The sequence below is a fragment of the Pradoshia sp. Z6_59 genome (assembly GCF_058267515.1).
This window is the reverse complement of sequence record NZ_JBZCPP010000020.1, coordinates 1-25,890: the sequence shown is the minus strand read 5'-3', so window position 1 is coordinate 25,890 and position 25,890 is coordinate 1. Positions and strand designations below refer to the sequence as shown.

General features: G+C 37.8%; 26 protein-coding genes and 1 tRNA gene. 11 read left to right on the top strand and 16 right to left on the bottom strand.

Annotated features, from left to right (window positions below):
- Positions 1–52: 52 nt before the first annotated feature.
- Both AC4D4B_RS16440 and AC4D4B_RS16435 read right to left on the bottom strand, forming a co-directional pair.
- On the bottom strand, positions 53–295 hold the full coding sequence (locus AC4D4B_RS16440; RefSeq protein WP_490996354.1) for a DUF2584 domain-containing protein: 243 nt from the start codon (positions 293–295) through the stop codon (positions 53–55).
- 18 nt (positions 296–313) lie between these two features.
- Positions 314–1,141 carry an alpha/beta hydrolase family protein gene (locus tag AC4D4B_RS16435; protein ID WP_491000534.1) on the bottom strand — a complete coding sequence of 276 codons (828 nt, stop codon included), beginning with the start codon at positions 1,139–1,141 and terminating at the stop codon, positions 314–316.
- 112 nt (positions 1,142–1,253) lie between these two features.
- Here AC4D4B_RS16435 and AC4D4B_RS16430 point away from each other — a divergent pair, with 112 nt between their 5' ends.
- From AC4D4B_RS16430 to AC4D4B_RS16420, 3 genes are read left to right on the top strand one after another with little or no spacing between them, the layout of a single operon-like run.
- The gene (locus AC4D4B_RS16430) at positions 1,254–2,261 is read left to right on the top strand and encodes an ABC transporter substrate-binding protein (protein WP_491000533.1); all 1,008 of its coding nucleotides are present in this window, start codon (positions 1,254–1,256) and stop codon (positions 2,259–2,261) included.
- A 20-nt stretch (positions 2,262–2,281) separates the two neighbouring features.
- Positions 2,282–3,049 carry an ABC transporter ATP-binding protein gene (locus AC4D4B_RS16425; protein WP_490996352.1) on the top strand — a complete coding sequence of 256 codons (768 nt, stop codon included), beginning with the start codon at positions 2,282–2,284 and terminating at the stop codon, positions 3,047–3,049.
- Positions 3,039–3,854, top strand: coding sequence for an ABC transporter permease (locus AC4D4B_RS16420; RefSeq protein ID WP_490996351.1), 816 nt, complete (start codon positions 3,039–3,041; stop codon positions 3,852–3,854). Before AC4D4B_RS16425 ends, AC4D4B_RS16420 begins: the two co-directional genes overlap by 11 nt.
- Here AC4D4B_RS16420 and ytkD read toward each other — a convergent pair.
- Positions 3,846–4,322, bottom strand: a complete 477-nt coding sequence (gene ytkD, locus AC4D4B_RS16415; protein ID WP_491000532.1) for an RNA deprotection pyrophosphohydrolase — start codon at positions 4,320–4,322, stop codon at positions 3,846–3,848. The two genes, AC4D4B_RS16420 and ytkD, sit on opposite strands and share 9 nt — an antisense overlap.
- Before the next feature lie 245 nt (positions 4,323–4,567).
- On the opposite strand from ytkD, the gene AC4D4B_RS16410 reads away from it, so the two are divergent.
- Together AC4D4B_RS16410 and ytzI are read left to right on the top strand one after the other, a co-directional pair.
- Positions 4,568–4,810, top strand: coding sequence for a DUF6154 family protein (locus tag AC4D4B_RS16410; RefSeq protein ID WP_066109196.1), 243 nt, complete (start codon positions 4,568–4,570; stop codon positions 4,808–4,810).
- A 155-nt stretch (positions 4,811–4,965) separates the two neighbouring features.
- Positions 4,966–5,139, top strand: coding sequence for a YtzI protein (gene ytzI / locus AC4D4B_RS16405; RefSeq protein WP_490996349.1), 174 nt, complete (start codon positions 4,966–4,968; stop codon positions 5,137–5,139).
- Positions 5,140–5,182: 43 nt separating this feature from the next.
- On the opposite strand, the gene AC4D4B_RS16400 is transcribed toward ytzI, so the two are convergent.
- Positions 5,183–5,656 (bottom strand): S-ribosylhomocysteine lyase, encoded by a 474-nt coding sequence (locus AC4D4B_RS16400; RefSeq protein ID WP_490996348.1) that lies wholly within the window; start codon positions 5,654–5,656, stop codon positions 5,183–5,185.
- Between the two features lie 136 nt (positions 5,657–5,792).
- Between AC4D4B_RS16400 and yidD the strand changes: the two genes are divergently transcribed.
- The 4 genes from yidD (at position 5,793) to AC4D4B_RS16380 (ending at position 7,571) form a co-directional block, all read left to right on the top strand.
- A complete protein-coding gene (gene yidD, locus AC4D4B_RS16395) occupies positions 5,793–6,026 on the top strand; it encodes a membrane protein insertion efficiency factor YidD (RefSeq protein WP_490996347.1) in 234 nt (77 codons plus the stop codon).
- A 109-nt stretch (positions 6,027–6,135) separates the two neighbouring features.
- Positions 6,136–7,080: a metal ABC transporter solute-binding protein, Zn/Mn family gene (locus AC4D4B_RS16390; RefSeq protein WP_490996346.1), complete on the top strand. Its 945-nt coding sequence runs from the start codon at positions 6,136–6,138 to the stop codon at positions 7,078–7,080.
- Positions 7,081–7,191: 111 nt separating this feature from the next.
- The gene (locus tag AC4D4B_RS16385) at positions 7,192–7,353 is read left to right on the top strand and encodes a DUF1540 domain-containing protein (RefSeq protein WP_077248189.1); all 162 of its coding nucleotides are present in this window, start codon (positions 7,192–7,194) and stop codon (positions 7,351–7,353) included.
- 17 nt (positions 7,354–7,370) lie between these two features.
- Complete coding sequence (locus tag AC4D4B_RS16380) at positions 7,371–7,571, top strand: hypothetical protein (protein WP_490996345.1); 201 nt, start codon at positions 7,371–7,373, stop codon at positions 7,569–7,571.
- Between the two features lie 37 nt (positions 7,572–7,608).
- On the opposite strand, the gene AC4D4B_RS16375 is transcribed toward AC4D4B_RS16380, so the two are convergent.
- The 6 genes from AC4D4B_RS16375 to AC4D4B_RS16350 form a co-directional block, all read right to left on the bottom strand.
- Positions 7,609–7,740: a hypothetical protein gene (locus AC4D4B_RS16375; RefSeq protein ID WP_257469186.1), complete on the bottom strand. Its 132-nt coding sequence runs from the start codon at positions 7,738–7,740 to the stop codon at positions 7,609–7,611.
- Positions 7,741–7,825: 85 nt separating this feature from the next.
- The gene (locus AC4D4B_RS16370; protein WP_491000551.1) at positions 7,826–9,268 is read right to left on the bottom strand and encodes an o-succinylbenzoate--CoA ligase; all 1,443 of its coding nucleotides are present in this window, start codon (positions 9,266–9,268) and stop codon (positions 7,826–7,828) included.
- 159 nt (positions 9,269–9,427) lie between these two features.
- Complete coding sequence (menB, locus tag AC4D4B_RS16365) at positions 9,428–10,246, bottom strand: 1,4-dihydroxy-2-naphthoyl-CoA synthase (RefSeq protein ID WP_066109208.1); 819 nt, start codon at positions 10,244–10,246, stop codon at positions 9,428–9,430.
- A 2-nt stretch (positions 10,247–10,248) separates the two neighbouring features.
- The gene (gene menH / locus AC4D4B_RS16360; RefSeq protein ID WP_490996343.1) at positions 10,249–11,073 is read right to left on the bottom strand and encodes a 2-succinyl-6-hydroxy-2,4-cyclohexadiene-1-carboxylate synthase; all 825 of its coding nucleotides are present in this window, start codon (positions 11,071–11,073) and stop codon (positions 10,249–10,251) included.
- Complete coding sequence (gene menD, locus AC4D4B_RS16355) at positions 11,063–12,820, bottom strand: 2-succinyl-5-enolpyruvyl-6-hydroxy-3-cyclohexene-1-carboxylic-acid synthase (RefSeq protein WP_491000531.1); 1,758 nt, start codon at positions 12,818–12,820, stop codon at positions 11,063–11,065. The genes menH and menD overlap by 11 nt, the downstream gene beginning before the upstream one ends.
- A complete protein-coding gene (locus AC4D4B_RS16350) occupies positions 12,817–14,226 on the bottom strand; it encodes an isochorismate synthase (RefSeq protein ID WP_490996341.1) in 1,410 nt (469 codons plus the stop codon). Before AC4D4B_RS16350 ends, menD begins: the two co-directional genes overlap by 4 nt.
- 473 nt (positions 14,227–14,699) lie before the next feature.
- On the opposite strand from AC4D4B_RS16350, the gene AC4D4B_RS16345 reads away from it, so the two are divergent.
- Together AC4D4B_RS16345 and AC4D4B_RS16340 are read left to right on the top strand one after the other, a co-directional pair.
- Complete coding sequence (locus AC4D4B_RS16345; RefSeq protein WP_491000530.1) at positions 14,700–15,635, top strand: 1,4-dihydroxy-2-naphthoate polyprenyltransferase; 936 nt, start codon at positions 14,700–14,702, stop codon at positions 15,633–15,635.
- 136 nt (positions 15,636–15,771) lie between these two features.
- Positions 15,772–16,521 carry a TraR/DksA C4-type zinc finger protein gene (locus tag AC4D4B_RS16340; protein WP_491000529.1) on the top strand — a complete coding sequence of 250 codons (750 nt, stop codon included), beginning with the start codon at positions 15,772–15,774 and terminating at the stop codon, positions 16,519–16,521.
- A 226-nt stretch (positions 16,522–16,747) separates the two neighbouring features.
- On the opposite strand, the gene AC4D4B_RS16335 is transcribed toward AC4D4B_RS16340, so the two are convergent.
- The 6 genes from AC4D4B_RS16335 to AC4D4B_RS16310 all read right to left on the bottom strand — a co-directional run bounded on the left by AC4D4B_RS16335 (position 16,748) and on the right by AC4D4B_RS16310 (position 25,890).
- Positions 16,748–19,159 carry a glycogen/starch/alpha-glucan phosphorylase gene (locus tag AC4D4B_RS16335; RefSeq protein WP_491000528.1) on the bottom strand — a complete coding sequence of 804 codons (2,412 nt, stop codon included), beginning with the start codon at positions 19,157–19,159 and terminating at the stop codon, positions 16,748–16,750.
- A 5-nt stretch (positions 19,160–19,164) separates the two neighbouring features.
- Positions 19,165–20,592, bottom strand: a complete 1,428-nt coding sequence (gene glgA / locus AC4D4B_RS16330) for a glycogen synthase GlgA (RefSeq protein WP_491000527.1) — start codon at positions 20,590–20,592, stop codon at positions 19,165–19,167.
- The gene (locus AC4D4B_RS16325) at positions 20,589–21,617 is read right to left on the bottom strand and encodes a GlgC family sugar phosphate nucleotidyltransferase (protein WP_490996336.1); all 1,029 of its coding nucleotides are present in this window, start codon (positions 21,615–21,617) and stop codon (positions 20,589–20,591) included. The genes glgA and AC4D4B_RS16325 overlap by 4 nt, the downstream gene beginning before the upstream one ends.
- A 22-nt stretch (positions 21,618–21,639) precedes the next feature.
- The gene (locus AC4D4B_RS16320) at positions 21,640–22,794 is read right to left on the bottom strand and encodes a glucose-1-phosphate adenylyltransferase (RefSeq protein ID WP_491000526.1); all 1,155 of its coding nucleotides are present in this window, start codon (positions 22,792–22,794) and stop codon (positions 21,640–21,642) included.
- On the bottom strand, positions 22,736–24,715 hold the full coding sequence (gene glgB / locus AC4D4B_RS16315) for a 1,4-alpha-glucan branching protein GlgB (protein ID WP_491000525.1): 1,980 nt from the start codon (positions 24,713–24,715) through the stop codon (positions 22,736–22,738). The genes AC4D4B_RS16320 and glgB overlap by 59 nt, the downstream gene beginning before the upstream one ends.
- A 1,103-nt stretch (positions 24,716–25,818) precedes the next feature.
- Positions 25,819–25,890, bottom strand: a tRNA-Glu gene (locus AC4D4B_RS16310).

The window sequence follows — 25,890 nt, the reverse complement described above, 5'->3', positions numbered from 1 at the left end:
CCGCCCAATTAAGTTCTGGATGAAGGTTTGTTTTCTTTAGTTTCTATTTAATTTAGTTACTGGAATTTAAGGAAATTAACTCATATGTAATGGTTGTGCAGTTATTTTCCCATTCCACTTTTTTTATCAGCGCCGTTCCTCTCGATTCCCCATCCAGAGTTTTTCGGATATCAATCGGAATCTCAATTGGATATAAGCGGTATCCTTCTTTTTTTAGGACAAATAGATTTTCCTCAACCCTTTTTTCATTAGCCTTTGTCACAATAAGAGTATTCAATTCCATTGGCATACCCAATTCTCTCACTCCCCTGCTTCATTTATTTATTTCAATGGTATCATTTGAAGCGGCTTCTTTCATCCATTTCGTTAAATCCGAGACAATTTGCCGATTTATTCTCGGAGGAAAATAATGTGTATAGTCCTTAAGGTACCACACATCGACGCTCTTACCGAGATCCTGCAGCCTGGTTCTTAATAGATTGGCATGTTCAACCGAAACGTTCTTATCCTTCTCACCATGAATAATTAGAACGTTACATGGTATTTTTTCAATTTCATACAAGGGTGTACGGGCTTTATATTCATCCGGCACCTTATTTGGCGTACCTCCAATGACCCTTTTCAGCATTCTTCTTAAATCAATTCTCTCTATGTAAGTCAGGACCATATCGGAAACTCCACCCCACGTGACAAGTGAAGCAGCGTCCTGGCAGTATATAGCTGTCCACAGTGCCATAATCCCACCTCGAGAAAATCCAAAGATATGAACCTTTTTAGGATTAACCTTTGGATGTTGTTTTAAAAGTTCAAAACCTGCAATAGCATCCCAACGATCTTCTCCTGCAAAATCTTCCTCTCCTTCTCCACCCTGGTTGCCACGATAAAAGGGAGCAAAAACAACAAATCCCTGACTTGCGAATTGAATGATACGCCCCGGACGGACCTTCCCAACATTTTTAATTCCTCCGCGTAAATATAAAAATCCGTCCAGTATTTCATCTTTTTTTGGCTCTGCTAAGAGCCCCTTAACCATTAATCCATTCGATAAATACGTGACAATATATAGATTTATATCCGGATGTGGCGATGGATATCGACTTCTATCTACGATACTACCTAACGATGATTTTACTTCATCCATAATCCGGGCTCCTTTACAAAGTTCTATAGGCATTCACACAAATATATACCATACATACAATACGATTAACTACACTTTGGCATACATACTGCCTACTAAGGAGGAAATTCCCTTGAAACATTATCTTAAAACCAGCTTCTTCTGTATGCTGTCCATTCTGCTCATCTTTAGTTTATCGGCCTGTAAAGAAAATAACCCGACTGAAGAATTGACAAAAGTTAAAGTAGCAGAAGTCACACGTTCTATTTTTTATGCCCCTGAATATGTCGCCCTGGCCAAAGGATTTTTTAAGGACGAAGGGCTTGATGTAGACCTGCAGACTGCATGGGGCGGTGATAAGACAATGACTACTCTACTGTCAGGCGGGGCTGATATCGTGCTTGTTGGCTCAGAAACTTCTATTTATGTTCATGGACAGAATTCAAGAGATCCTGTTATTAATTTTGCCCAATTAACTCAAACAGATGGAACTTTTCTTGTTTCCAGAGAAAAAATAGAGGAATTTGACTGGAACATGCTAAAAGGCAGTACATTTCTCGGACAGAGGAAAGGCGGTATGCCACAAATGGTTGGAGAGTTTGTACTGAAAAAACACGGCATTGATCCTCAGAAGGATTTGAAATTAATTCAAAATATTGATTTTGCCAATGTTGCCAACGCCTTTGCTTCAGGAACAGGTGATTATGTACAGCTATTCGAACCTCAGGCAAGTGTTTTTGAAAAAGAAGGAAAAGGACATATCGTTGCTTCCTTTGGAAAAGAATCCGGCCATGTTCCATATACCACCTTCATGGCAAAGGAAAGCTATATGAAGGAAAATGAAGATATCGTCAAACGTTTTACAAAAGCGATTTATAAAGCACAAAAATGGGTTGAAGAAACAGATTCCGCTGAAGTAGCAAAAGCGATTCTCCCATATTTTGAAGATACAGACGTAGAGATTATTGAAATGGCCATTGACCGTTACAAGTCACAGGAGTCCTTTGCCCTAAATCCAATCCTTGATGAGGAAGAATGGTTAAACCTGCAGGATATCATGAAAGAGGCAGGAGAAATCGAATCCTACATCGATCATAAAACACTCGTAAATACTGAAATTGCTGAAGAAGTTTCAAAATAGGAGATAAGGAGGCAGGGATTATGCCTTTATTGTCGATAGAGAATGTATCTCATCTCTATTTATCTAAATCGCAAGCATCGATTGCTTTAGAGAATATATCAATGAGTATTGAGGAGGGAGAATTTATCTCCTTCCTTGGCCCAAGCGGCTGTGGTAAAACAACCCTTCTATCCATTATATCCGGTCTTTTTAAGCCAACCGAAGGAAGTGTTAAGCTATACGGGAAGGATGTCCTGGTCCATCGCCAGGATATCGGATACATGCTGCAGCAGGATTATTTATTTCCCTGGAAGACCATTAAAGAAAATATATTGATTGGATTAAAATTGTTAAAGCAGCTCGACCAAAAGCACGAAGAACAAACCATATCACTATTGGAGGAAATCGGCCTGAAGGATGTATTGACTAAATTTCCAAGGGAGCTATCAGGAGGAATGCGCCAACGAGTTGCCCTAGTTAGAACTTTGGCCACTAACCCTACCCTGCTCCTCTTAGATGAACCTTTTTCTGCTTTAGATTTACAAACCAAGCTAAAGCTCGAGGATATCGTATCAAGCACATTAAAGTCGTTTAAAAAAACGGCTATATTAGTTACTCATGATATAGGAGAAGCAGTAGCCATGAGTGATCGTGTCTTCCTCCTCTCTCCAAAGCCGGGAAAAATTCATAAAGAATTTGATATTCCAAACGAGTTAAAAGGATTATCCCCATTTGATGCAAGAAACCATCCAGTCTTTTCAGATGTGTTCCAGCTTATATGGAAGGAGATGGAGCAGCTTGACGGATAATAAACTTAAAATTAATACTCTTCACAAGAACTATATCCACCAATTAAAAACCAACCAGCGTAAAGTATGGCTGTATCAGGGTGTTATATTTGTTTTATTTTTCGCTCTCTGGGAAATCGCCAGCCATTTTTACTGGATAGATCCTCTCCTGTTCAGTTCACCTTCTAAAGTCATTGAATTGCTGGTTGAAAAAATACAGGATGGCAGTCTTCTCAGCCATCTCGGACTTACCGTATTCGAAACAGTTATAAGCTTTATTTTGGGTACGCTGCTAGGGACACTGCTAGCTGTTGCCTTGTGGTGGTCTCCAATGCTTTCAAAGGTGCTGGATCCCTATTTAGTCATTTTCAATGCCATGCCTAAGGTTGCCCTTGGACCCATCATTATTGTGGCGATGGGCCCTGGGTTAACATCCATTATCACCAATGGAATCATTATCTCAGTTATCGTAACGACCATAGTCGTCTACACGAGCTTCAAGGAAATCGATCCCAATTATATAAAGGTGATGGAGACGTTTAATGCTCGCCGGATGCACATCTTCAAGGAAGCTGTCCTGCCGTATTCCTTTCCAGTCATTATATCGACACTAAAGGTTAATGTCGGTTTAGCCTGGGTTGGTGTCATAGTTGGAGAATTTCTTGTTTCTTCACAGGGGCTTGGCTATCTAATCATTTATGGATTCCAGGTGTTTAATTTCACCCTTGTCTTAATGGCATTACTCATTATAGCTGTTTTTGCAACGATTATGTATAAAATGGTCGAGTTTGTTGAAGCTAAGTTAATCCGCGACCGCTTACCATAAGGATTTTAACCGGTTTACTTTATTCAGACATATCAAAATAACCTGATCCTTCATAATGAAACTGTATTGGGTGCTCGTTTGAAAATCATGTGGAAGTTCCGACAGCAAAACGGGCCCTTCTGTTTCCAGATAGTCTTCTTTTCTCGTGATGGCAGTAAGCTCGGCATAAAATACTGCTTTAATAAAAGAACCCGCTGGGTCAAGTACTTTATACTCGCCAATGGGAATTAACTGCTTTACTTCTCCCCCTGTCTCTTCAAATACTTCGCGTATGGCGGCCTGAACAGGGGATTCATTTTTTTCTACCTTGCCCCCGGGAAATTCAAGCCCTCTTTTCGAATGGTTGGTAAGAACCCATTTCTCTTTATAGCGGCATATGACGAATACATGACGAGCTTCTTTTTCAAACTGACCTTGTACATCATGAAAATAGACATCATTTCCATGGATATCCTTAAATATTTCCATCTATCTCTACACTTCTCTCTTAATTATTTCTTTCAATTATAGCAAAACTGACTCTTATATCATTTATTAGGAATAAATCAATTAGAAGCTTACTTTTACAGCACACTTTCATAAAAATATAACAAATATAGCCAAGAAGGATGGAATCAATAATATTTTCAATATAAGTAGAGTACATTTATAAAGGTTGGGGTAAATAATTACTATATGAATCGTGATTTAAAAATCGAAAGGAGTTCTTAGCAGTGAATTTCATTGATGAATTATACCAATTGTATCGAGATAAATTAACCGGCGACGATGAAGATATTGATATTTTGGCTTTAGCCGTTTTAGAACAGCTGGATCGTAAAGATGTTATGCAATTAATTAACGAACTGGAAGATCGGGAGCTATATAATTTAATGGGGATATACATAATTGATAGCCTTAAAAAGCGATTTGCAAATGATGATGTACAGCCGCCTGTATCAAAATATTTGCATTAAAATAGGATTACATAGCGAAACCTTCTAAAAATAGGAGGTTTTTTTGATTTGTTAAACTATATCCACAGAAACCCCGAGCACCGATACGTTGATAAGGGTCATTTCAAAGTAACAGCAATGGTATAATAGAGGTATAAAGACTAAGGGGGAAGCATATGGGGATGACAGGAATATTTATAATAGGGGCAATTATTATCGTCCTTATAATAGGGATTACTGCACTTGTTACAACAAAAGCATACGAATACAAGCACACTATTGATCCATTAGATCAAAATCAGAATTTGAGTGGTAAAGATGAGATTCGCACATCTGAACCGCATGAATAAGCGAAAAAAAGAATCCCCAGATAAAAAGGGGATTCCATTTTATTTAGGCAAATACTTGTTTTAAATCTTCTTTGCTTTGTGTCAGCCAAAATCTCATTAACTTTTTTGCACCTTCAAGGTCATGAAGCTTGGCTTGACCGCATTGTTTTTCGTTAGCTGCAGGAATATCAGTTATCTCAACAGCTTCTTTCATCGTTTTATCAAGCACATCTATGATTTCTTCAACAGTCGGCTCACCGCTGACCACTAAATAAAATCCAGTTTGGCATCCCATAGGTGAAATATCAATGATATCAAAGTGAGAATAACCCTCAGAATATTTCCTGATATTAAACGCCAACAGATGCTCTAAAGTGTGAATCGCATCTGGCTTCATAGCCTGTTTATTTGGCTGGCAGAAACGAATATCGAATTTATTAACAACTCCATCGTTTCCTACTTTATGAACACCACAGTGACGAACATACGGGGCTTTAACAGCATTATGGTCCAATTCAAAACTTTCAACAGATGGCATTATAAAACCTCCTTTAATCTCATCCCTTATTTTACCTTTTTTCCATCAATATTTCATCCCTAAAGTTTGAAGTTTGCCCTTTCAGGCATTATGATATGGTTGTATCTAACCATTCTTAATTAAGGAAGTTCATATTATGAAAAAATTATTACTAAAACTAGTCCGTTTTTATCAAGTAGCTATTTCACCTATGAAGCCGCCAAGTTGTAGATTTTATCCAACATGTTCTCAATATGGCCTTGAAGCAATTGAGCGTTTCGGACCAATTAAGGGGAGCTGGCTAACCATAAAACGAATTTCTAAATGCCACCCACTGCATGCCGGCGGATTTGATCCTGTACCTGAAAAACAAGAAAAAAAAGACTCTTGATTTACAAGAAAAAGCCGTGTATCATACTAGATATGCAAATCGTAATCTTTTCGATTTATATTTTTACTCAATAAATCGTAATGAATACGATTAACAGGAGGATACTACTTTGAAAAAATTATCATTGATATTCGCACTCATACTTAGTGCATCTATTTTTCTTACCGGATGCAACAGCGATAATAGCAGGGCTAATACTCCAAATGAAAACCAGCTTTCAATTTATACAACTGTTTATCCATTACAGTATATGGCTGAGCAAATAGGTGGAGAACATGTAAATGTATCTTCTATCTATCCGGCAGGTGTAGATGAACATACATTTGAACCAACACAAAAGGATATTATTAATATTGCAGAGTCTGATTTATTTTATTATGTTGGATACAATTTAGAAGGCTTTGTAAATAACGTTACCAAAACATTGGGAAACGAAAATGTGGAAATGATAGCTATTGGTGAAAAAGTAAATCTTGATGCTCATGGACATGAAGATCATGAACACGAAGACGATGGCCATAATCACGGTTCAGTCGATCCGCATTTATGGATAGATCCACTATATGCAAAGGAAATGGCTGAACATATTAAAGATACACTGATTGAGAAGATGCCTGAACAAAAAAGTGTCTTCGAGGAAAATTACGAAACACTGGCTAAAAAGTTCGATGAGTTGAATACAGAATATACAAAGGTATTCAGCGAAGCAGCTCATGATGAATTCCTTGTTTCTCATGCTGCATTTGGATACTGGGAAGAACGTTATGATGTAGAACAAATAAGTGTCTCCGGTATATCTACATCCGAAGAGCCTACTCAAAAATCCCTTGAAAAATTAGTGGATACTGCCAAGGAACATCAACTTAAATATATTTTAGTTGAACAGAATATAAATAGTAAATTAACCGATATTATTAAAAAAGAGGCTAATTTAACAGCATTACCTATTCATAATCTATCTATCCTGACTCAGGATGACATTGATTCAGAACGCGATTATTTTTCAATTGCGAAGGATAATCTGGCTTCACTGCAAAAAGCCTTAAATGATTAATTACGTAAAAAGCTCGAATTCTTTTGGATTCGGGCTTTTTTCTCTTCCTGTATTTACTTCACATAAAAGAGATGAAAAGATGCATTCTATCAAGAGAAAGGAGAGATTTTTATGCCAAATGGCGTTAAATGCTCTGTGAATTCCTGCCACTTTTGGAAACAAGGGAATAAATGTGCAGCAGAAAAAATTCAAGTAAATATGTATTCAGAGGAACGTGCTTATAAAAGTGGCGATACTGGATGCAAAACCTTTCGCCCAGCTGACTTTTTATAAACGAAAGGCTGTCATAAATGGATATTAATCACATACTCAGAAGTTTTAACCAGGAGTTACAAAATGCCAATTCCTTAACATTTCCTATATGCGTGGACTCTTTTACAAATTATTGGAATACTGAGTTCGGATCCCTTGATGAATTACCAGAGGAAGTAGACCAGCTTATAGCCAAACGGGGATTGGAGTTAGGCTTACTGGAAGAAGAAATAAATTAAATAAAGAAAAGCGCCCTGTGACCCAGGCGCTTTTCCCTTAGTAACTTTTCTTTACTAATTCGACAACTTCTTTTTCTGCCACATTTGTAATTGCGGTTATAACTGATAATGGGAGTCCGCGACGCAACAAGATCTCAGCAATCAAGTATTGTTTTTTCGAACGAGCCATTTCTTCCCCGCCTTCTTATGTCTTTTTTTCCATTATACAGGATTTGATAGCTGAATTGAATAAGTCCAACACCCAATATTCAGAATTAACTAAAAAAATTAATTAACTCTCTTCTCACTATTTTGTTTGAAGCATTACGGGGTAATTCCTTACCCATTACTACTTTTTTAGGTATTTTATATCGCGCCAGCCTGGATTCACAAAATTCGATAATCTCTGATTGTTGTAAATGGCTTCCCGGATGGGGGACTATTACGGCAGCGGGAACGGATCCCCACTCATCATCATTAATGCCAATCACTCCCGCTTCTTTTACAAAAGGATGTTCGATCAAAACGGATTCTATTTCTGCTGGATAAATATTTTCTCCACCAGATATAATTAAATCAGAACGTCTATCAATGACAAACAAATACCCTTCCTCGTCGATATAACCGATATCACCCGTATAAAACCAGCCATCATGGAAAGATTCCGGTGCCCTTCCATGAAGATACCCTGGAGTTACATTTGGGCCTTTTACCGCAATCTCTCCCGGTACACCGCCTGCAGCCATCCTTCCATCCACAATAATTTTTATCTCACATGGTAATAATGGCTTACCGGCAGAGCCCAGTTTTCGCATTGCATCTTCAGGAGCCAGTGTGACGATTTGAGAGCATGTTTCTGTCATACCATATGTTTGAAAGACAGGTGTGTTTTTACCCGCAGCCTTTTTCAACAACGCCATAGGAGCTGATCCACCCCCTAACAGCATACAGCGAAATTGCTCAGGGTATGTCCTTTCTCCTAAATCTTCAAGCATTCTTGTCAATGTATTCGTCACAACCGAGCAGATTGTCACCTTCTCTTTCCAAATAGCTTCATTTGCATGCGTAGGGTCAAATCCTCTTTGCAGAACAGTCTCTATCCCATAAATAACTGATCTTAAAAGGATAGATAAGCCACTTATATGGAATAGTGGCATAAAACATAGCCATTTATCATCATCGCGCAACCCTAAATTTAAAGCAGATCCAATCGCACTCCAATAATGGTTTCCGATCGTTTGCTGAACGGCCTTAGGCTTACCAGTCGTACCTGATGTGTACATAATGGTTGCCGTTTGATTTAACGATATGTTCTTCTTTTCTTCAAACGAAATACCCTTAGCCTTCTGTAATTGATCCAGCCTGAGCACAGGAATATCCATTAACATTTCGTTCTCTGATATGAGAAAATTCGCCTGAGCATCTTCTACCTGCCACTCTTTCTCCCGATCTGTTAAACGAATATTCAATAGGACAATCTTGGCGCCAATCAAAAGAAGAGCATGTATAATAAAGACCATCTCCGGCCGATTCTTCATGTTAATTCCAATTACCTGACCTTCCACAACACCCAACTCCGTCAATTTTCGAGCGTATAAATGGGCCATTTCATATAACTCTCTAAATGTCCATTTCTCTCCCTCAAAAGAAAGAGCCGTACGCTCCGGAGTCACATATGCCCGTTGAATCAAAAACTGCGGAACAACCGTATCATGCATCAACATCTTTTCAACCTTCCCTCTGAACGCCTTCGTGATCTATCTGACCAACAAAGCGTTTTTAAGTACAAATACAAATTAACCTAATCACTCTAACTGATACTTACATGTACATAAAAACAGCCTGACGGTAGTCGTCAAGCTGTTTTTCGTTCTCCATTAAGGGAATCGCGGGAATTGGTCGAAGTCCGGATTACGTTTCTCTTTAAATGCATCGCGGCCTTCTTTGGCTTCGTCTGTTGTATAATAAAGCAATGTTGCATCGCCTGCCAGTTGCTGAAGTCCAGCCAATCCATCTGTATCCGCATTGAAAGCTGCTTTTAGGAAACGAAGGGCAGTTGGGCTCTTTTCGAGCATTTCCTCGCACCATTGCACCGTTTCTTTTTCAAGCTGCTCCAGTGGCACCACTTTGTTTACCAAGCCCATATCAAGTGCTTCCTGCGCATCGTATTGACGGCATAAGAACCAAATTTCTTTTGCTTTCTTATGGCCTACGATTCGAGCTAAATATCCTGCACCATAACCTGCATCAAAGCTTCCAACCTTAGGACCTGTTTGGCCAAAACGAGCATTTTCAGCAGCAATTGTTAAATCACATACAACATGCAGAACATGGCCTCCGCCAATAGCATAGCCTGCTACCATCGCCACAACTGGCTTTGGAATAACACGGATCAAGCGTTGAAGGTCAAGAACATTCAAACGCGGAATTTCGTCTTCACCCACATATCCGCCATGACCGCGAACCTTTTGGTCACCGCCAGAACAGAATGCCATGTCACCTGCGCCTGTTAAAATAATAGCACCTATTTCTTTATCATCTCTGGCACGGGAAAAAGCATCAATCAATTCCATTACTGTTTTTGGACGAAATGCATTGCGTACCTCTGGACGGTTGATGGTAATTTTAGCAATGCCGTTATATCTTTCATATAAAATATCTTCATATGTACGAATGGTTACCCAATCAAAAGCCATTTCTAATTCCTCCCTCTAATAAACTCACTTACTATTCTACCAAATATTTTGGGTTCTTCCACGTGTATTGCATGGCCAGTGTCATTTATTGTTTCAAATTGGCATATATTAAGGCAATTCTGCATTTTCAAGGCCAATTGAACGAACTTTTTATCCCTTGCTCCCGCTAGTAATAAAACGGGAAAAGCCAGCTCTTTTAATTCACTCCAAAATGATGGCTGGGAGCCTGTACCCATTCCCAACAAACTATTTCGCAAGCCAATACTGGTATGAGATACTCTCTCCTGTCTAATTTCTGCTTTCTTAGCATTTGACAGTCTTTCTTGTGAAGCAAATAACGGAATCTTCTCCCACTCATCTATAAATCTTTCTATCCCATATTCTTTGATACGTTCTGCCAATTGTGCATCACTATGAGCCCTGGATAACCGTTCTTCTTCACTCTCGAGACCTGGTGATGAACTTTCTAAAATGAGAGTCTGCACAAATTCAGGGTATAGAACAGCAAACCCCAATGCCAGTCTGCCTCCCATTGAATAACCAAGAATATGCACACTTTCGATATTTAAAGTGATTAAAATATCCTTAATATCTTTAGCAGCCTTTTGCATTTTATATCTCTCTGGATTTATAGGCGCTTCTGTCAGACCATGTCCTAATAAATCCAAACTGATAAATTGAAAACAATGCTTGTAATCCTGAATAAATGTATCCCAAGTCTTCATGGATCCCGTGAATCCGTGCAAAAGGAGCACAGGCTGCCCTGCTCCTTCCAACTGCACATGATACGTTACTCCATTAATGGACAACATGTGCTTATTCGCCATCATTCATCATTCTTATTTCCCGGGAAACATGCTGAACGACTTCCCTGTATCTTTTCACATCATAGGAACGGCTTGTACAAACTTCAACAATACGGAAATCCGGATTGGCTACCCAGTCCTGAATGGAATCAGTCACTTCTTCCCAAGTTTCCGGCTTTTTATAGTTTGCTCCATACAAAGCAGCTGTATGATTAAAGTGTAAGCCATGAGGCGTACCAAAAAGCTCTTCAAAATGTTTTTCTTCAGCAGACTGAGGCAGGTAAGAAAAGATTCCACCGCCATCATTATTCACGACCAGAACCAGAAGCTTTAATTGATACATTTTAGCTGCCAGGAAACCATTCATGTCATGAAATAAGCTGAGGTCTCCAAGTGCCAGTACAGTTGGTATTTCAGAGGAAGCGCTGATTCCTGCAGCAGTTGAGATAAGGCCATCTATCCCGTTAGCTCCCCTGTTTGCCAATATCCTAATCTGCTTAGTTGTTTGAAAGAAAAATGAATCTACGTTTCGAATAGGCATGCTATTGCCAACTACTAAGTTAGCTTTTTCCGGAAGTAAACTTTCCAATAGAGAAAATAATTTACCTTCCTGCATCCCTGTTTCATCCTGTATAGTCAGCAGCCCTTGTTTCGCCACTTCATTCATTCCTTGCCAAAGAGAAAGCCAAGCTCTTCTTTCTGTATTTTCATGTATAGTAAGACTTTCTTTAACCGAGTGACAGAAAGCCGCTTCATCACAATACACCATATGGGTACTTACTCCCGCTGGCTCTCTCCAGCCGCTGCCCCCATCTATTACAATATGATTTGTCTGTTTACACTTTTTCACAAATTGCAATACTGGTTTAGACACTGGCATTGCACCAAACCGAATAATTAAATCTGGTGTAATGTTCCCGTGAATTGCTTCTTCCTTAAGAAAAGTATCATATGTTTCAATTACGTGCTGATTTCCACCTGCCCTTAATTGCGATAAAGGATCAGCAAGAATCGGATATCCCGTTTCTTCAGCGAAATTCAAAACAACTTCTTTAAAATCAGGTTGATCAATAGGACCACAAATAATAATTCCTTTTTCGCTTTCCTCAATTAAACGAAGATATGTATTCAACTGAGAATCAGCCAGCTTACGGTGTCCATGTGCAATATCGATACACGCATTTGAATGGTCCGTCCTACGAATCCACTTTTCCATTTCGCTTAAAATTGGAATGAGTGGCTCTCGTAAAGGGAAATTAACATGAACAGGTCCGGCAGGCTCTAGGATTGAATTACTGATGGCTCTGCTCGCTACAGTGCGTGCATACTGGAGCATCATTTCTCCGGAATCAGGCAGAGACATTTCTACAAACCATTTCACATGCTTCCCATAAAGGTTTATTTGATCGATGGCCTGTGGTGCTCCAACATCTCTTAATTCATGCGGACGGTCAGCAGTAAGAACAATTAATGGCACTCTTGAATAATAGGCCTCCACGATAGCGGGAAAGTAGTTGGCAGCCGCTGTACCTGATGTACATAATAAAGCGACAGGCTTTCTCTTTTCCTTAGCCATCCCAAGTGCAAAAAAGGCGGCCGATCTTTCATCGATATTAATATGAACATTCATATCCGGATGTTCAGCCATACAATAGGCGATTGGTGTAGATCTGGATCCTGGACTAATGACAACATCATTCACTTCCGCTCGGGCTAGTTCATCTACAAAGGATGCTATAAAAGCAGTTAGCTCTTCTTGGTGATTCATATATTCCTTCCCTCCAAAGCTGAAAGCATGGGTTTAAATTTCACTTTTGTCTCCATATATTCACTTTCAGGATTTGATTTTTCTACAATCCCACAGCCCGCATATAGAGATGCTTTATCCTTCTTTAATAAACCTGAGCGGATTCCTACAGAAAAATCACCATTTCCGTATAGATCCATCCATCCTATTGGAGCAGCATAAAATCCTCTATCCATACCTTCATATTTTTCTATTTTCTCCATAGCAATATTTCTTGGTGAACCTCCCAAAGCAGGTGTTGGATGAAGCAATTCCACAAAGTCCAAAACAGAAGTGCCAGGCAGACTCACACAATTTACCGGTGTATAAAGATGTTGTATATTTTTCAGCTTCATTAATACGGGAGCATCAGGAATATTAATCTCGATGCAATGCTCTTCCATCGCCTTTTTAATCATATTGACTACAAACTGATGCTCGGATCGATTTTTATCATCATTTAATAATTCATTTCCTAAGGCTGAATCAATTTCATCATCTTCATTTCTTGGCGTTGATCCTGCCAAACAAGCAGAAAATACAGCGGCCCCCTCTTTTTTTATCAGCCTTTCCGGAGATGCACCTATAAAACAATCATCTCCGGACTCTAGCCCAAAAATAAAGCTTCCGTTTTGCTGAACCATTAAATTTTCAAGTACTTTATAAGATGGAACTTCATCTTCAAATTGCAAACTTAATTCACGAGCCAGGACGATTTTCTCCATCTGTCCGTTTTGGATATCATCGACAGATTTTAGTATAGCCTGTTTCCACTCTTCCACAATATGTTCTTGCTGTTCTAAGATAGCTGGCATTTCTTTTTGGCCGGAATCAGACATAGACAAAAAAGCATCTCTATCTTCGATAAATTGGCGTACCTCTTTATCTGACATATGAGGAGTCAAATAAATAGAGGAAGTTAAGTATGAACCGTGCTTTGTTTCTGTAATTAAAAACTTAGGTATATAAAATAAATAACTGCCAAATTGGCTCCAGGTGGAACCCGGCTCTGTATTTTTAGAGTTAAAGGAAAAACCGCCAAAGCATAAAGGTCCTGTGCCTTTTCCAGAGTTAACCCCATTTACAATAGCTGACTCCTTTAGGGCAGTCCATTTATCCTTAATATCCTTAAAACGTTTTTCTCCATTAGTAAGAGATTGTATCTTACGTGCTGTTCCAATCCCGGCTAAATACAATTCATTATCCGGATCTTTCCAGTAAAATCGCTCACCTTTATATAAACACTCACTTGATTGATAGATATCGATCGGTTTCTTATTGGTAATGGCCTCAACATGACTGAATAAGATTGGCATAGCAATCCTTTTTACTGTATGTAAGGCTTCAGTCAATCCCTGTTGAATATCTGTCATTTGCTTTATTGCCATTCAAATCCCTCCGTTGCTCCTATTTCCAATAAACCTATTTAAAGATACACCTGTAGAAATTAAGCTGTCAATTTTTGTAGTTTCTTAATTTTCATTTTAAAGCATATATTCTCATCATCATTTGATAGCGATTCCATTCCGTTTGCTCCCTGTATGGTATCTTCTATCCACAAAAATGAAGTTTATTCCATAAACAAATCATCAAACTTATTTTCCCTATTAATACGGATCCTTACTATTATAATATCTTTTTCTTAAAGCCTGAACCATTATGACTTTCTAACAGGTCTACTATAGAGGATAAATGTATTGACACTTGCTATAACATTTACCTACACTGATTTAGTATAGTAATAATAGTGGGAATAATATGAGTTGTAGAACTCTTAAAATATTATATTTTATACTAATAGTTTAACATATTGATTTACCACTATTCGCTAGTAACTTATAACGTAAAGGGGATTAACAAAATGCAAGATCACTCGCATACTCCTGCGAAGACAGGATTACCCAGAAAAAGTTGGCGGGTATGGTGGAAATTAACCAGGCCACACACATTAACAGCTGGTTTTACACCTGTGTTGGTTGGAACAGCACTGGCTCATGAACATATACCTTCGCTGAATATCGGGTTATTTGTGGCTATGATGGCTGCCGCACTGCTTATCCAAATTGCCACGAACCTATTTAATGAATATTATGATTTCAAAAAGGGACTCGATAATGAGGAATCCATTGGGATCGGTGGTGGAATCGTACATGAAGGTTTGTCACCAAAGTCGATTCTTGCAATAGCACTTGTTCTGTATGGCATATCAGCACTGATTGGTGTTTATATATGCGCAAATAGCAGCTGGTGGTTGGTACTCATCGGAATATTATCAATGTCAATGGGATACTTATATACTGGTGGACCGCTCCCAATAGCCTATACCCCATTTGGTGAGATTACATCCGGTTTCTTTATGGGCTGCCTGATTATCTTGATTTCTTATTTTATTCAAACTGGAAATGTGACATTAGATGTATGGCTCGTAACTGTCCCATTCTTTTTGACCGTGGGTGCTATTCTGTTATCAAATAATATTCGCGACAGAGTCGGGGATAAAAAGGGTGGCCGAAAAACATTGGCAATCCTGATTGGCAAGAAAAACGCCATTATCGTACTGGCAGCCATGTTTGCTCTCTCCTATGTATGGGCATTCGTACTTGTGTTCTCAGGTATTACTTCTCCTTGGACATTACTTGTGCTATTGAGCATTCCAAAAGCGGTACAAGCCGTGAAAGGATTTGTTGCCAATGACACTCCACCGGAAATGATGCCTGCCATGAAAGCAACAGGCCAAACGAACACATTCTATGGTCTTTTATTTGCATTTGGTATGTATATTGGATTCTTCTTCTAAATCTTTTGATAAGCCTCTTAGTAGAGGCTTATTTTTTACTGCTCTAATTTTGCTATTTCTCTTAAATGTTTCTCTACTGTTTGATGGGGTAAATGTAACAATACAAGTTACTAATTACAGTTAAGGAAGTGGTAGCATGCTAAGTAAGGATCAACTTCAAGCTATGACAGATAGATTAAAAGAACAAAAAGAAGAATTTCAAAGCAAATTAAATACAAAAAGAAACAGCCGGCTTGACCTGAGTGAGCGTGAAGCATCCGGAGAACTATCATCCTATGATAATCACCCTGGTGATCTCGGTACAGAATTATTTGAGCGTGAAAAAGATGTCGCTCTAGAACTACATGAAGAAGAGCAATTAAATGAAATAGAAGCAGCACTGTCTGCAATAGAAGAAGGCACATACGGTGTATGTAAAGAGTGCGGAAAGGATATTCCATACGAAAGGCTAGAGGCCATTCCATCCACCCTCTATTGTATCGAGCATTCAAAAAAACAGGAATTAAGCAATCACCGTCCAATTGAGGAAGATGTCATTCAGCCACCAAAGCCAGATTCCCTTCAAAGAACGTATGATCGTCGAATAGAAGACTACACAGACAGCTATCAGGAGGCTGCTCAATACGGAACCTCTGAAACTCCGTCCGATATGGTTAGAGATGTAAAAGGATATGAAGATCTGTATCCTGATCAAACAGAGGATGAAGGTTTCGCAGATGAAGTTGAGTCATTCGTTGGTAATGGTCCGGACGGAGAACGTAAAGTATATCAAAGCGATGCAAAAACCGATTATGAAGAACGCCTGGAGGATGAAAACCTGGAGTCAAATTTAGGAGATATTCCTTACCGAAAAAGAGATAGCTATGTGGACAATAACAATAAATAAGGCAGCCCTATTGGCTGTCCTTTTTTCTCTGCTGCTATATATAACTATAATCTTTAAAGAGATTTCATTGAGCTGTTTTTCACTTAATGATTAGTCTAATTAATAGCTCATAACAGTTACATATGACAAAAAGTAGCTTCTGCTTAAAACATTACACAAGGTAAAAAGGCAACCTATATTCCTTTAATCAATGGAATATAGGTTGCCTTTATCTATTTTACATAATTTATTTGTTTCTTTGATTTACAGAGTTCACATTCCAGATGTCTGTTGCATATTCCTGAATTGTTCGATCGCTTGAGAAAAATCCTGAATTAGCAATATTTATTACACTTGATGAATTCCATTTCTTTTTGTCTTGATAAGATGCCTCTACTTTTTCCTGTGTACTTGCATAGGAACCAAAATCCCTTAATACAAAATATTGATCATTTTCTAATAGCAGAGAATCATAGATCATATCAAACATTCCAGATGTATTCGGGAAGAATCCGTTAATTAATTGGTTTACAGCCTGATGAATTCTTCGATCAAGCATATAATATTCTGAGGAGTGATAACCTCCATGTGCGTTGTAATTCATAACTTCCTCTGACGATAATCCGAATGTAAAGATATGGTCTTCTCCGACTCTCTCAAAGATTTCTACATTAGCCCCATCCATTGTACCGATGGTCAAGGCACCATTCATCATAAATTTCATATTACCTGTTCCGGATGCTTCTTTACTAGCAGTCGAAATTTGTTCACTTAATTCAGCAGCAGGGAATATTTCTTCAGCCAGAGATACCCGATAATTTTCGAGAAATACGACCTTTATATAATCTTTTGTGTCAGGATCATTATTTACTTTATCCGCAACGGTGTTAATCAATTTAATGATTTTTTTGGCATAGTAGTATCCCGGAGATGCCTTAGCTCCAAATATAAAGGTACGCGGATATGGCTTGAAATTTGGTTCTTCCTTCATTCGATTGTATAAATACATAATGTGAAGAACATTTAACAATTGGCGTTTATACGCGTGCAAACGTTTGACCTGCACATCAAAAATACTATCTGGATTAATAGTTATACCATTTTGTTCTTTAATCCGCTTAGCCAGCATTTTCTTATTGTCTGCTTTAACTTTCATTAGCTCTTCTAAAAAGGAGGAATCCGTACTAAACCGCTCCAATTCCTTCATATATACCGGATCAATTTGCCACTTTTCGCCGATTGCTTGCGAAATTAAACGGGAAAGTCCTGGATTGGATTTCAATAGCCATCTGCGATGAGTAATACCATTGGTTTTATTATTAAACTTTTCAGGAAAAACCTGATAGAAATTGTTCATTTCTCTCTTCTTGAGAATCTCAGTATGCAGATGGGCTACTCCGTTTATACTATGGCTGCCTGCAATAGCTAGATGGGCCATTTTAACCTGATCATGAGCAATGATAGCCATATCCTCTATCCTTTGCCAATCACCCGGATACAGCTCCCATAGTTGCTGACAGAACCGCTCGTTAATCTCATTTACAATCATAAAGATTCTCGGCAATAATGGTTGGAATAAACGAATTGGCCATTTTTCCAATGCCTCAGAAAGCGTCGTATGATTCGTATAAGATATCGTTTTGGTGGTTACTTCCCATGCTTCATCCCATGACATTTTTTCTTCATCTAACAAGATCCTCATTAATTCCGGGATGGCCAGAACAGGGTGAGTATCATTTATATGTATTGATACGTATTCATGCAATTTGCTCATAGGAATATTCTTTTGGCGATATGTCTTTAATATGGTATGCAAACTGGCTGAGACAAGGAAATACTGTTGTTTTAAACGCAGAATTTTCCCGCTGTCTTCTGTATCATCCGGATAAAGAAATTCTGATACCAATTCTGTATCACGCTTGTAACGCATAATATCGCGATGATAAGGAGCCGGGGCAGGCTCAGCATTCCACAATCTGAGTGTATTTACCGTTTCATTATGATAGCCAACAACCGGTATGTCATAGGGTACAGCCATTATTGGCTCTGTATCAATATGACGGAAACCTAAACGGCCATCAGAATCTGTATAGGATTGTACTTCTCCCCAAAAAGGTACCATTACTGCCTGATCGGCTTTTCGAACCTCCCATACATGTCCATTTTGAAGCCATTGTTCCGGATATTCAACTTGTACGCCATCAATGATTTTTTGCTCAAATAACCCATATTTATAGCGGATTCCACATCCATGACCAGGCAATTCCAAGGAAGCAATGGAATCCATGAAACAAGCAGCTAATCGGCCTAACCCACCATTACCGAGCGCAGAATCCGGCTCAAGTGTTTCCAGTTCAGAAAAGCTAATCCCTAAATCCTCGAGCCCGTCTTCCACTACTTTTTGTATGCCAAGATTTAAGACATTACTCCCCATAATTCTACCGAGTAAAAATTCAATTGATAAATAGTAGACCTGCTTTGTCTTCGTTTCTCTATATAATTGATTGGTTTTAATCCAATTCTTACTTATATATTCACGAATCATAATTCCTAAAGTATGATATTGCTCCTGCGGAGTCGATTCTGCAAATGTTTTTCCATAAGACATTTCAAGCTTAGATATAAAGGCTTCCTTAAACAGTTCTTTATTATCAAACATCTAAATCAGATCCTCTCAATCAAATCTTTATACAAAACCTCATACTCTGCTGCTGAACGTGCCCAGCTATAGTCCTTCTTCATCGAATTCTTAACAATCTTTTTCCACTCAGATGGATTATGATAAAAAGATAATGCCCTACGTATTGTATAAAGCATGTCATGAGCATTAAAGTTAGTGAATGAAAAACCATTGCCCTCGCCAGTAAATTCATTATATGGCTGTACAGTATCGCGCAGACCACCTGTTTCCCTAACAATCGGCAATGTACCATATCTCATTGCTATTAATTGGCTTAACCCACAAGGTTCAAATTTAGAAGGCATTAGGAACAAATCTGCTCCAGCATATATTTGATGGGCTAAATCTTCATTAAAACCAATATGGACCCGTAATTTATCTTGATACCATTGGGACGTATAACCAAAGAAATGCTCGAATTGCGGATCGCCTGTACCCAGCATGATCATTTGGATATCTTCCTGCAAAATCTCATGGAATACAGCTCTAACCAGATCAAAGCCTTTCTGAGAGGTTAAACGCGAAACAACGGCAATCAGCGGCTTGCTATCATCTACCGGTAAATTGAAATACTCCTGGAGATAACGTTTATTCGCTTTTTTGCCTTTCAGAGAATTGACTGAAAACTCACTGGCAATCGCAGCATCTTTTTTTGGATTATATAAGTCATTGTCAATTCCATTTAAAATCCCATATAAATCTGAGTCTCTTGCCTGAAGCAATCCATTCAGACGCTCACCGTAATAGTCAGTTTTAATCTCCTCTTTATATGTAGGGCTGACAGTAGTAATTGCATCCGCATAAACCAGTGCTGATTTCATAAAGTTGACGTTTCCGTCAAATTCCAGCTGGTTAAAGTAGTCATCATGAATCCCCAGTACATCATCAAGAAAACTTTTTCCATAAATACCCTGGAATTGCAGGTTATGAATTGTAAATATATTTTTGATGTTTGCTAATTTCGTATTCTGGTGCTGAGTTTTCAATAAGAATGGAATCATTCCCGTATGCCAATCATGTGTATGAATAACATCCGGTAAAAATGGAATATGATAAAGTGCTTCAACAGCCGCTTTACAGAAATAAGCAAAACGTTCACCATCGTCAAATTGCTCATAAAGTTTTGGTCTATGGAAATAATATTCATTATCCATAAAGTAATAAATGACACCATCATATTCAGCTTCAAAAATACCGCAATACTGTCTTCTCCAGCTTAACTGAACTTCAAATTCAGCAATTTTTTTCGCTGAATTAAAAAAATGAGTAGGTATCGTCCCATACTTAGGAAGCAACACTCTTACCTCATGACCTAACTTTTTTAATTCTTTCGGAAGAGAGCCGGCTACGTCAGCCAGCCCTCCAGATTTAGCAAAGGGTACACATTCAGATACTACAAATAATACATTCACGAGTTCATCAACGCTCCTTGTTTTACACCTTTTTGAATAACAATTGGTTGGAATGGAGACCCAATCAGAACTGTTCCATCAGCAATTTCTACATCCTTATCGAGAATTACATAATCGAGTTTGCAATTCTTACCGATCTTTGTTTTCTGCATGATTATGGAATTTTTAATAGAAGTACCTTCATCAATATTAACGGCCCTGAAGATGATACTCTGCTCTACTTCACCTTTTATGAAAGAACCGTTGGCAACCATTGATTGGCTTACATGAGACTTCTCACTATACTTGGAAGGTGGCTCATCCTTAACTTTTGTATAGATAGGACGTTCCTTCATGAATAACTGACTCCAATTTTCTTCTTTAAGGAGATCTATACTTGATTGAAAATAGGCATTAATAGAATTGATATTCGCCAGATAACCTTCATACTGATAAACACAGATAGCGAAGTCGGAATAATGATCTTCCACAACATCCTTTAAACTTGTGTAACCCGTTTGTTTCCGCTCATCAATTAATTTAACAAGCAGTTCTTTTTTAAGGATGAACATTTCAAGTGATTCTTTATCTTTTTTAATTTCCGTAATATCACATTTGTTTTGTATGTGATATTTGAGAACAGCATTAAAATCGATATTGCAAACGGTTTGACTGTTAGCAACGATCACATACTCCTGTTTACTTCTTTCAAGATAGGTCATATGATAAGCAAAGTGATCAAACGAGTGAACCTCACCAGATACATCTTCTGTATGAGGCACCGGAAGAAAGAATAGTCCATCTCTTTTCCTATTCAAATCCCAATTCTTGCCTGTTCCTAAATGGTCCATTAACGATCTGAAATGTGCCTGTGGATAAACAGCTACATTAGATATGCCTGAATTAACCATGCTTGAAAGAATAAAATCTATTAAACGGAAACGACCAGCTATTGGTAATGCTGCAACATTCCGACTTTTTGTTAAAATATCCAGGGACTCAAAACTATTCGTGGCATCTATAATACCCAATAGTGATTTACTCATATTTTCAACGCCTTTCACTATATCAAGATAATTTTATAACATTCTCTTCTGTTAACAGTTCTGGATTAACCAATATAACATCTTCATCATCAATAGGTCTGATCACCTGGTTATCCGGTATAACAGCACCTGGGGGAATAATAGCCTTTTCAATATAGACGTTCTTTCCGATAATGGCATCTGACATGATTACAGAATCTTTTACATGTGCGTCTTTGCCAATCTGTGCTCCATAGAAAACGACTGACTTTTCCACCTTACCTTCAACAATACATCCTTCGTTAATCAGTGATTCTTTAACCTCTGCTTTGTTAGATAGATATTGTGGCGGTCTGTTCGGATTAACTGAATAAATGCGCCATGAATAGTCATAAAGATTTAATTCACAGTCTTCGTCCAGTAAATCCATATTAGCTTCCCAATAACTTTTCAGTGTACCAACATCTTTCCAATATCCTTCAAATGGATAGGCATATACCTTTTTATCATCATTTAATAATAAAGGTATGATATCCTTACCAAAATCCCTTGTGGAATCTTCATTTTTAGCATCTTTAATTAAATAGTCTTTTAGAACTTTTCGATTAAATATATAGATACCCATAGAGGCTAAATTATTTTTCGGATTTTTTGGTTTCTCTTCAAATTCCATTACAGAATAATCTTCTCTGGTGTTCATAATTCCAAACCTGCTTGCTTCATCCCAAGGTACAGGAATAACAGAGATAGTCGCATCGGCTCCTCTTTCCTCATGGAAGCTCAGCATTTTATCATAATCCATTTTGTAAATATGATCTCCTGAGAGAACAATCACATAATCCGGATCATATTGGTCGATATAGTTTAAGTTTTGGTAAACCGCACTTGCTGTACCTGTATACCATCTCATTTCCTTTGAAGCCGAATATGGAGGTAAAACAGTAACTCCGCCATCTTTTAAATCCAGATCCCAGGCACTTCCGTTAGAAAGATAGGAATTAAGCAATAATGGCTGGTATTGCGTTAATACCCCTACCGTATCTATTCCAGAGTTCGTACAGTTACTTAATGTGAAATCTATAATTCTATATTTACCACCAAATGGGACTGCCGGTTTTGCAACATCAGCTGTCAAAGCCTCAAGCCTTGTTCCTTGTCCTCCCGCCAGTAGCATTGCGACTATTTTTTTCTTTGCCATTTTCATTTAACTCCTTCCGTTTTTTAATGGGACGCAGTACAGTAATTCCAAATGGAGGTACCTTTATCTTTACGTGATATGGTCTCCCATGAAAAGTACCTTCTTCTGCGATGATTTTCTTTTTATTAACATGATTGCTTCCACCATATTGGATTGCATCACTATTTATGACCTCTTTGTACTCCTGTTTATCAGGTACCCCAACTTTATATTCTTCATAAGATATATTTTTGAAATTACACAATATTATCAATGGATTTCCTTCTCGATCACGACGAATAAATGAGAAAATGGACTGATCGGTGTTATGAACATCAATCCACTCAAATCCTTCAGGATAATCATCTAACTCATATAACGGCTTTGACCGTTTATAAAACTTTAGTAAATCTGTAAAGAAATGATTTAATGTTTGATGAGAATCATAATTTAGTAGATGCCAATCAACCTGTTCTTTATCCTTCCATTCTGAGAACATTCCCAGCTCTCCACCCATGAATAATAATTTTTTCCCCGGGTGGGTTGTCATAAATCCCATAAGTAATTTCAACTGAGAAAATTTTTCTTCGTAGCTTCCTGGCATTTTATCAAGAAGAGATTTTTTACCGTGGACCACTTCATCATGTGACAAGGGTAAAATAAACCGTTCCGTATAAGCATACATTAAGGAGAATGTTACTTTATTATGAAGAGCCTTCCGAGAATACTGATCTGATTCCATGTACTCTAAAATATCGTTCATCCAACCCATATTCCACTTATATGTAAATCCTAAACCTCCCTCACTAGCCGGCTTAGTTACGTTAGGCCAATCAGTTGAGTCTTCAGCCATCATAAGAACTGTAGGATCGGATTCTTTTACAACTCGGTTAAGTTTCTGTAAAAAATCTATAGCATGTGGATTAACGTCACCACTATATGTATTGGGCCAATAAATGATATTTGCGACAGCATCCACTCTAAATCCATCTATGTGAAAGTACTTCATCCAATATCTTGCGTTGGAAATTAAAAAACTATGAACTTCTGGTTTACTCAGGTCAAAATTTGCTGTTCCCCATACTGGATTCTCTCTATGTTTGAGATCAGAGTATTCATAAACAGGTGATCCATCAAACATAAATAACCCATGAGCATCTTTGCAATAGTGACCAGGTACCCAATCAAGCAATACACCTATGTTATGCAGGTGACATTGATCGATAAAATATTTCAAGTCTTCAGGTCTGCCATATCGGCTTGTTGGTGAATAATAACCTGTACTCTGATAGCCCCATGATCCGTCGAACGGATGTTCAGTTAGTGGCATAAGCTCAATATGCGTAAAGCCCTGATCAACTACATAGGGGATGAGTTCATCGGCCAGGTCACGGTATGTATAAAATTCTTCAATCTTGCATTCATCGCTTGGTATGGACACTTGCCCTTCCTGAATATGTTTTCTCCATGTTCCTGAATGAATTTCATAAATGAACATGGGGTTCTCTTCATGTTGTTTCTTTGATTTCTTCTTAAGCCAGGACGCATCATTCCATTTATATGAATCATCTAAAGGATATACGACAGATGCAGTATGAGGCCTTATTTCTGAATAAAAGGCATATGGATCACTCTTTAGAGCTATTTCTCCAGATGCTGCTTCAATTTCATATTTATATATATGTCCGTCCAGGTTTTTATCTACCAGAAGCGTCCAAATACCCTGTTCAGAAACTCTTTTTAACTCATAACCTTTACCGTTCCAATTATTAAAAGAACCCACCAAGCGTATCTGACGGGCGTTTGGTGCATATACTGTAAACCTTGTATGTATATCATCATTTACCTTTATCAAATGGGAACCGAACAGTTTATATGCATCATAAAGAGAGCCTTCATGAAACAAATGAACCTGATAATCTGTTGGGATAGCATTAGGCATATTATCACCCTTTCTAGAATTTTCTCAATATACTAATTAAACTACTTATTCTGTAACTAAATCAAATGCAAAAATTGTTAATTTAGCTACAAAAAGCTCTATTCCACTACTTTTTGGAATTAGTAAGATAAATTAACAGGCTTCAGTATAATATATCCATAATATAGTCTATAGAAACTTAAATACTATTATTTTATGTTAAATATATAATTATATAGGAAAAATATGAACGGAGTGGTTCCACCACTCATGAATGAGTTTATTACTTTTATGTAAGAAGATATTAAATTATTTGTTTATTATATTATTTATCTATATTATACAAAATATTCTTATAATTCAAGACCAAGAGGGGAACTTAGATACTTTGGCATATATATATGTCGTTCACCATAGAACTTTAGGATATACAATCGAGGAATGGATGATGTTGTTGGGTTTATTCTTCTGAGGGCTTCTTTATATCGATTGAGGATTTAAGAATTACTATATTCTTTAAAGGAGAACATTATTCGTGAAATTTTTATATAAAGACAAACCTTTACAATTACTTTTTATTTTCTCATGGATCTACTAATTAAAGCAAGACTTAAATAAATAGTACCCTGTCAGAATACTATAAGAAGATGTCTATGCGAGCGTTCAATTGCTTACTTATGTTGATTTATGAATCAAATGAGGGTTTATCGTGAGGCATATTTGTGGAGGTTCGAACAGTAACATTAGTATAGAGTAAAATGACAATAGCTTATAGCGAAATTTTTCTTAATTCCCAAATGGGAAAACAATTCAAGAATTGACTCACACATATATTCAAATTACAGGTAGAAGTGGATTTTCAATTGGGTTGATATAATCCTTACTAACAGAGATCTTGAAATTTTACATGGTATTCCTCTTAAAAATACATGATAATCAGTTCGGCTGTATTCTCGCACTATTTTAGACTTTAACTGTCATTAGAATCTTATCTTTGCCTTCTTATAAGGCGTTTAGGAGACAATGTATTTAACGGACAGAGCTTCTTTGGCAGCTAATAATTAAGATTTCATTTAATAAAATGATATATAAAAAAACCATGTACATGATGTACATGGTTTTTATGACCCCTACGGGATTCGAACCCGTGTTACCGCCGTGAAAGGGCGGTGTCTTAACCGCTTGACCAAGGGGCC

Bases quoted from the DNA above. Each gene is read 5' to 3' on its own strand.
- AC4D4B_RS16435 (WP_491000534.1), bottom strand. From the start codon at position 1,141: ATGGATGAAGTAAAATCATCGTTAGGTAGTATCGTAGATAGAAGTCGA.
- AC4D4B_RS16425 (WP_490996352.1), top strand. From the start codon at position 2,282: ATGCCTTTATTGTCGATAGAGAATGTATCTCATCTCTATTTATCTAAA.
- ytkD (WP_491000532.1), bottom strand. From the start codon at position 4,322: ATGGAAATATTTAAGGATATCCATGGAAATGATGTCTATTTTCATGAT.
- ytzI (WP_490996349.1), top strand. From the start codon at position 4,966: ATGGGGATGACAGGAATATTTATAATAGGGGCAATTATTATCGTCCTT.
- AC4D4B_RS16400 (WP_490996348.1), bottom strand. From the start codon at position 5,656: ATGCCATCTGTTGAAAGTTTTGAATTGGACCATAATGCTGTTAAAGCC.
- yidD (WP_490996347.1), top strand. From the start codon at position 5,793: ATGAAAAAATTATTACTAAAACTAGTCCGTTTTTATCAAGTAGCTATT.
- AC4D4B_RS16385 (WP_077248189.1), top strand. From the start codon at position 7,192: ATGCCAAATGGCGTTAAATGCTCTGTGAATTCCTGCCACTTTTGGAAA.
- AC4D4B_RS16380 (WP_490996345.1), top strand. From the start codon at position 7,371: ATGGATATTAATCACATACTCAGAAGTTTTAACCAGGAGTTACAAAAT.
- AC4D4B_RS16375 (WP_257469186.1), bottom strand. From the start codon at position 7,740: ATGGCTCGTTCGAAAAAACAATACTTGATTGCTGAGATCTTGTTGCGT.
- AC4D4B_RS16370 (WP_491000551.1), bottom strand. From the start codon at position 9,268: ATGCATGATACGGTTGTTCCGCAGTTTTTGATTCAACGGGCATATGTG.
- menB (WP_066109208.1), bottom strand. From the start codon at position 10,246: ATGGCTTTTGATTGGGTAACCATTCGTACATATGAAGATATTTTATAT.
- menH (WP_490996343.1), bottom strand. From the start codon at position 11,073: ATGGCGAATAAGCACATGTTGTCCATTAATGGAGTAACGTATCATGTG.
- menD (WP_491000531.1), bottom strand. From the start codon at position 12,820: ATGAATCACCAAGAAGAGCTAACTGCTTTTATAGCATCCTTTGTAGAT.
- AC4D4B_RS16350 (WP_490996341.1), bottom strand. From the start codon at position 14,226: ATGGCAATAAAGCAAATGACAGATATTCAACAGGGATTGACTGAAGCC.
- AC4D4B_RS16345 (WP_491000530.1), top strand. From the start codon at position 14,700: ATGCAAGATCACTCGCATACTCCTGCGAAGACAGGATTACCCAGAAAA.
- AC4D4B_RS16340 (WP_491000529.1), top strand. From the start codon at position 15,772: ATGCTAAGTAAGGATCAACTTCAAGCTATGACAGATAGATTAAAAGAA.
- AC4D4B_RS16335 (WP_491000528.1), bottom strand. From the start codon at position 19,159: ATGTTTGATAATAAAGAACTGTTTAAGGAAGCCTTTATATCTAAGCTT.
- AC4D4B_RS16325 (WP_490996336.1), bottom strand. From the start codon at position 21,617: ATGAGTAAATCACTATTGGGTATTATAGATGCCACGAATAGTTTTGAG.
- AC4D4B_RS16320 (WP_491000526.1), bottom strand. From the start codon at position 22,794: ATGGCAAAGAAAAAAATAGTCGCAATGCTACTGGCGGGAGGACAAGGA.
- glgB (WP_491000525.1), bottom strand. From the start codon at position 24,715: ATGCCTAATGCTATCCCAACAGATTATCAGGTTCATTTGTTTCATGAA.